Annotated in this window: 4 protein-coding genes and 1 pseudogene; 2 read left to right on the forward strand and 3 right to left on the reverse strand. The window is 36.7% G+C overall.

The window, feature by feature from the left end:
- Both UC75_RS20025 and UC75_RS03545 read right to left on the reverse strand, forming a co-directional pair.
- Window positions 1-211 (reverse strand): annotated as a pseudogene (locus tag UC75_RS20025) (MFS transporter); the annotation flags it as partial.
- A gap of 24 nt (window positions 212-235) precedes the next feature.
- On the reverse strand, window positions 236-1,297 hold the full coding sequence (locus UC75_RS03545) for an HlyD family secretion protein (RefSeq protein WP_049836707.1): 1,062 nt from the start codon (window positions 1,295-1,297) through the stop codon (window positions 236-238).
- A 976-nt stretch (window positions 1,298-2,273) separates the two neighbouring features.
- Here UC75_RS03545 and UC75_RS03550 point away from each other — a divergent pair.
- A complete protein-coding gene (locus UC75_RS03550; protein WP_049836708.1) occupies window positions 2,274-2,798 on the forward strand; it encodes a very short patch repair endonuclease in 525 nt (174 codons plus the stop codon).
- On the opposite strand, the gene dcm is transcribed toward UC75_RS03550, so the two are convergent.
- The gene (gene dcm / locus UC75_RS03555; RefSeq protein ID WP_049836709.1) at window positions 2,799-4,040 is read right to left on the reverse strand and encodes a DNA cytosine methyltransferase; all 1,242 of its coding nucleotides are present in this window, start codon (window positions 4,038-4,040) and stop codon (window positions 2,799-2,801) included.
- A 125-nt stretch (window positions 4,041-4,165) separates the two neighbouring features.
- Here dcm and UC75_RS03560 point away from each other — a divergent pair, with 125 nt between their 5' ends.
- Window positions 4,166-5,836, forward strand: a complete 1,671-nt coding sequence (locus UC75_RS03560) for an McrB family protein (protein ID WP_049836710.1) — start codon at window positions 4,166-4,168, stop codon at window positions 5,834-5,836.
- The last annotated feature ends 113 nt before the right edge of the window (window positions 5,837-5,949 follow it).

Genomic DNA, 5,949 nt, shown 5'->3' on the forward strand with positions numbered 1-5,949 from the left:
GAATTGCAATAATCTCGGCAATTAAATAAACCGTTTGCACCCAAGTGACTTCGTAGCGACTTGCACTCATCCCAGCTTGAACTTCGTTTAGAGAACTCGCCACAATCTGAATATCAAGAATCGCCATAAAGTTGCCAAAAATCATGGCCGCAAAAATTGCCCATGCCGTCTTTGCGGGAAACATCCACTCGGCGTCAACGTGCTTATCCATGTCTTATTACCTAAAATTTTATTATTAAGTTCTTAGGTCAACGGTGGCACTGACCGACATACCAGGTTTTATCAAATCGATATGCGGGCTTGAATCTATGGCAATACGTACAGGAATACGCTGAACAACTTTGTTAAAGTTTCCTGTGGCATTGTCTGGTGGCATGAGTGAGAAAGTTGCGCCTGATGCTGGTGAAAAGCTCTCAATTTTTCCGCTATAGGTTAGGCTTGGATAGGCATCAAGTTTGAGTTCAACTTTCTGACCAATATGCATTTTTTCAATTTGGGTTTCTTTGAAATTCGCTTGTACATACAAACTATTTTCAGGAATGATCGCCATTAAGCGAGTTTGCGGAGAAACACGTGAGCCTTTTTGAATTGCAAGACTACCGATTTTGCCGTCTACAGGACTTATGACTTTTGATGAAGCCAGATCAACCTGATATAAATTTAAGTTTGCATGAGCACTTTGAATATCTGCTAAAAGCTGCGCTCGACTGGCTTTTAAGCTCCCCAACTGAGCTTCTGCTGCATTGACAGCTGCTTGTGCCTTGCTGAGTTGTGCCTGAGCTGTTAAATATTGAGACTGAATGCCTTCAAAGTTTTGACGGGTAATCACGCCATCTTTTAGTAAATCTTGATAACGTTCAAAATCTTTTCTTAAACGAGTTAAGTCTGCTTGTGCTGCCACTACACCACTATTTGCCTCAGTAATGGAAGACTGAGCAGACTTTTCATTTTGCTGTTGTACACCAAGTGCCGCTTCTTTTAAGCTGACAACAGAACTCGCCTGATCATAACGAGCTTGGTAATCGCGGTGGTCTAATACCGCCAAAGTTTCCCCTTTCTTTACAAACTGATTATCGTTAATTAATAACTCAATCACTTCGCCTGAAATCTTTGGCATGACCCAAGTAACATCTGCCTGAACATAAGCATTATCAGTAGATTGATAAAATCGGTATACAAAAAAATAATATATAATGCCTGCGACTAAAAATAACAGCAGGACACTAAAAACACCCCAAGTTATTTTCTTTCGACTTTGGAAATTAGTGTCAGTTTCTAGCTGAGCTACGTTATCCATATTCATTCCGTTTATTTGTAATATTCGATTTTTTATTTACACCAATAAACTATTAGCGTCTTTTTTACGTAACTTTTCACTTGGTTTATTCAATGAATCGTGACAGCGTAAAATTTGGTGCAAATTATGGTTCTTAAATCGATTAAATATCATTGACCCTTTTGACATATATTTTTTCTATTTACGCCAATACACGGCATGCTATAAAAAATATATTTAAAAATTATGTAATTTTATATTTTCTAAAAAATTTAATTATAAAAACTTTCTTTAAAAATCAATTTAAACAAATAAAATCAATATATTACAATTAAAATTATTAATATAAAAATGATTAATTGTTAGAAAAATTTATTGCATTAATATTAAAAATTGGCGTTTACTTTGTATAACTTGTGTTGATTTAATTAGAGCAATATGTAATTTAAAGAAATTCTTTGAGAATTTTTATAATATTTATAGAAGCATAAAATATAAATATAAAGATTTATCAACCATAGTAAAACACAGCTTATTAAATATGTATTTTCAATATATTTATAATTAACTCCATCAAGTGGAATACCATAAAATTTTCAAACCAAATCCAACTTATTTTTAAGAAACCAAGCATTATTAAAAAATAAAATTAATCTAAAAAAGAGTTACTTTTAACTCTTTTTTATTTAGAAAATAGAGAATTATCAGTTTATTTTTTACTTATTTAAAACCTTAAATATTTCTTCTAAAGTCATCCCAATAGCAAGTATTTCACTATCTTGATGAGGTAAACCATCAATTTCTAATCCAACTGGTAGTTTCGAGTTCGCTCCCTTTCCAATGGGTAAGTTTAGCTCTAGTATTTCTATATTTAAGCAACTAAATACATCTACTTACTTTATTTACAATACCATCACTATAACGAAAAATATTGCTCAACCTTTATATAGAGTCATGCTGGTAAACTGACGGCTAGTGATGAAAAGGATAAATACTAATGGTAGATATCGTCGATAGCGCAACGCGCAGCCGTATGATGTCAAATATTAAAGGCCGGAATACAAAACCAGAATTGCTCATCCGTAGCCTTCTTTATGCGCAGGGATTCCGCTTCCGTATCCACCGCAAGGACCTACCTGGTAAACCTGATATCGTATTACCAAAATATAAGGCTATCATTTTTATACATGGCTGTTTCTGGCATGGGCATCAGAATTGCCGGTTGTTCAAGTTACCGGCTAGCCGTACTGAATTCTGGGAAGCAAAAATTTCAAAGAATCAGGATAATGATCTCAAAACCAAGGAACTTCTTTTAAATAGCGGCTGGAGAATATGTACCATCTGGGAATGTGCGGTACGTCGTTCTAAAAAAGACCCTGTAGCACTTATGAATATTCTGAAAAAATGGTTATCTGGTTCTGAACAATTGCTTGAGATAGACGAACCAATGATTAACAAAAAAAGGGAGATAACCCTCCCTTCTTCCTATGAAACCGGACTTTCTTCTACAGATAGCAACTAACTAGAATAATTTCAGTTGCTTCTCTGCGACAATCTTCTCAGCCTTATCAAGACAGCTGACCATCTGTCCTGCTACTGCTTCAATAACCTTTACACATACAGAGTTACCGAACTGCTTATAGATCTGGCCATGTGAAACAGCATCAACTATGTAGTTCTCAGGGAAGCCCTGTAAACGTGCACATTCGCGTGGGGTCAGTTTACGCGGATTCTTGCCATGCTCGGCTTGTGAAATAAGGATTTCCGAGCCATCCTTGTAATACCGGGCGCTTAAGGTATTGGAATATGGACTATCACCAGTGTAAAGCGTATATCCAAATCCGTTACCCTTGATTCCGTGTTCTTCTTTACGGCGCTGGTGTCCTTCCCATAGACGGTCGGAAATCGTATAGACATCTTCACTCTTTTTGAATTTAGATACATCTTCAAGAATATCGCCGAGTCGGGTCCGAGTTTTAGGAGGCACTGGCCAGCTGAAGAGCTCATCAAAGTTACACTCTTCACCAAAGTAATTCTTGTCGAAACCTACAAGGAAAATGCGTTCACGGTTCTGTGGTACACCAAAATCTGCAGCGCGAAGTACCTTCACATCAACCCAGTAATTCAGTTTTTCCGAAAGCGCCTTTTTAGTTTCATCCGAAAGCTCAACTTCAAGATCAAGCTCCTCCTCAAACTCGCCACGCAGGATTTCAAGAATGGTTTTGAGTGTACGACCTTTGTCATGCCCCTGTAGTTGCTTCACGTTTTCGAGCAAAAATGCTTTTGGACGTTTCTCGAAGAGAATTCGCTGGATCTCGAAGAACATGGTACCGCGGGTATCCTGAAAGCCCTGACGCTTACCAGCCTGTGAAAAGGCCTGACATGGGAATCCTCCCAGAAGAATGTCATGATCAGGAATATCAGCTGCCCTGATCTGTGTGATATCACCTGAAGGTAGTTCACCGAAATTCGCTGCATAGGTCTTCTGTGCAAACTTGTCCCATTCAGAGCTGAATACACACTTCCCTTTTAATTGCTGGAAAGGTAAACGGATTCCGCCAATACCGGCGAAAAGATCAATAAACGTGAATTTATGCTTCTGGTCAGGGCCTTCCCTGTATGGAGCCTTATCTGGCAAGGCAATAATCTGTTCCCATTTTGCTTTTGTAGGAACATGCTCACCACTTTCCCAGCCTCTGACTGTTCTTTCGCCATTCTCTTTCATATCAAGCAGCAAAGCGAACTCTTTAAGGGATAACCCCATGTTATTTCTTTTTTGTCTGATATAAGATGAATCAAGATCAACGTACTTCACAATAACTTATCCGCTTTTTGACCCGGTTAAATATAACATATGTCAAAAGTAAGTTCCATACAATAGGGGCAAATATGACAAGTTTTGAACTTGCAGACCTTAATAAAATTGTTCTTGAATGTAGACAGGAATATCAGAATTTACCAAATGAACTTGATATAAAAATTACTGAAGAATTAAGAGATATATTAAGACGCCAAATAACAGTAATTCTGTCTAATGGAGCTAGTGTAGAGTTCTCGGATTACTCAATTACTTATAAAAATAGAGACAACCTCGTCGCAATTCTGCCTTCAAGGTGGTTATGGATAGCATCTGTATTTCAAAAATATGCATCTGAGTACTTTAAATATTCGGATCTTGTAATAGATATAAAGGAAAGATTAAAGCTTCCAAAAGAGTTTTTAAAAGAGTTTCCAAAAAATGCTGAGCCAGTAAATAAAACTCCTGATGAAATCCGGTTTGAAAAAGAAATTTTTCAGGAGCTACAGCTAAGAAATAGTAGTAATGCTACTTCTAATTATAACTTGGTAAAAAAGTTTTTATACGAGAGAACGTGGTGGAATTTTGGAAGTGGTAAAACTCTGGACAGGGCCGATGCATATGACAGTACCCTGCTTGGTGCTTCTCAAGTAATTGCGGCCAGTTCGGATAAACTGGTTACTTTAATTACTGCATTTGCAAGAAGCCAAGAACTTCGTGAAGAATTTGAAGAAGTAGCTCAAGAATATAAAACAGGTCAAACCGCATCTTCGGAAGATGATGAAGAACTAGAACAAAAAGCCCAAAATATTATTTATTATGGTGCCCCTGGGACTGGTAAAAGTCATGATATTGATAAAAATACCAAGTCTAATAATTCGGTTCGTACAGTATTTCATCCTGAAACCCAATATAGTGATTTTGTAGGATGCCTACGACCATCTATGGGTGAAGATGGAATTGAATATAACTTTAAATCAGGTCCGTTTATTGAAGCACTGATTAAAGCTTTTAAAGATCCCGAAAATAGATACTATCTTATTATTGAAGAAATAAATCGAGCTCCAGCCGCCGCAGTTTTTGGTGAGTTATTCCAGCTATTAGATAGGGATAACAGTGGTAAAAGTAAGTACTCGATTGATATTAATGACAAAGATCTTCTTAAATTATTAAATGCAGAGCTTCCTGGAAGATTCCCAGAAAACAAACTCTATATTCCTGACAATCTTAGCCTCTACGCTACCATGAACAGTAGTGATCAGGCTGTTATGCCTATGGATACAGCATTTAAACGTCGTTGGAAATTTAAATACAAACCACTTGATTTCTCAGAAGCTCCTACGGGTAATTTTAATATCAGTTTTAGTAAAGATACAAGGAAATCCATTTCATGGAAAAATTTTGCTACAGCTGTAAACACTATACTTTCTCAAGAATGGATTCCAGAAGATCGACATCTTGGTCCATGGTTTGTAAATGTAAATGAAATTAAAGAACCCAAAAATGCTCAGAAAACCCTGACTGGTAAAATTTTGATGTATCTGTGGGATGATGTTTTACGTCATACTGAAAGATCCAAGCTATTTTATCCTGATATCAAAACTTTCGGCTTATTGATAAAAAAACTTGAGAATAATGAAGTTATCTTTTCTGAGGCTTTTCTAAAAAAATTAGAAGAAGAATTAGAAAGTAACCCTCAAAATACTAAAGATGAAAGCTTGAAACCAGACGGAGTTGAGGAAGATACTGCGGGTGAAAACTAGTATTAAAATTAATCATTATTTTCTTGATAGAAACTCTGTAAATGAACTGCCCACGCCAGTTGCAGAATTTATTCAAGGACAGGGTCTGTTGAGCTCACTTAATGGCTTGAGAG

Source organism: Acinetobacter sp. V2 (assembly GCF_001188385.1).
Lineage (GTDB): Bacteria > Pseudomonadota > Gammaproteobacteria > Pseudomonadales > Moraxellaceae > Acinetobacter > Acinetobacter oleivorans.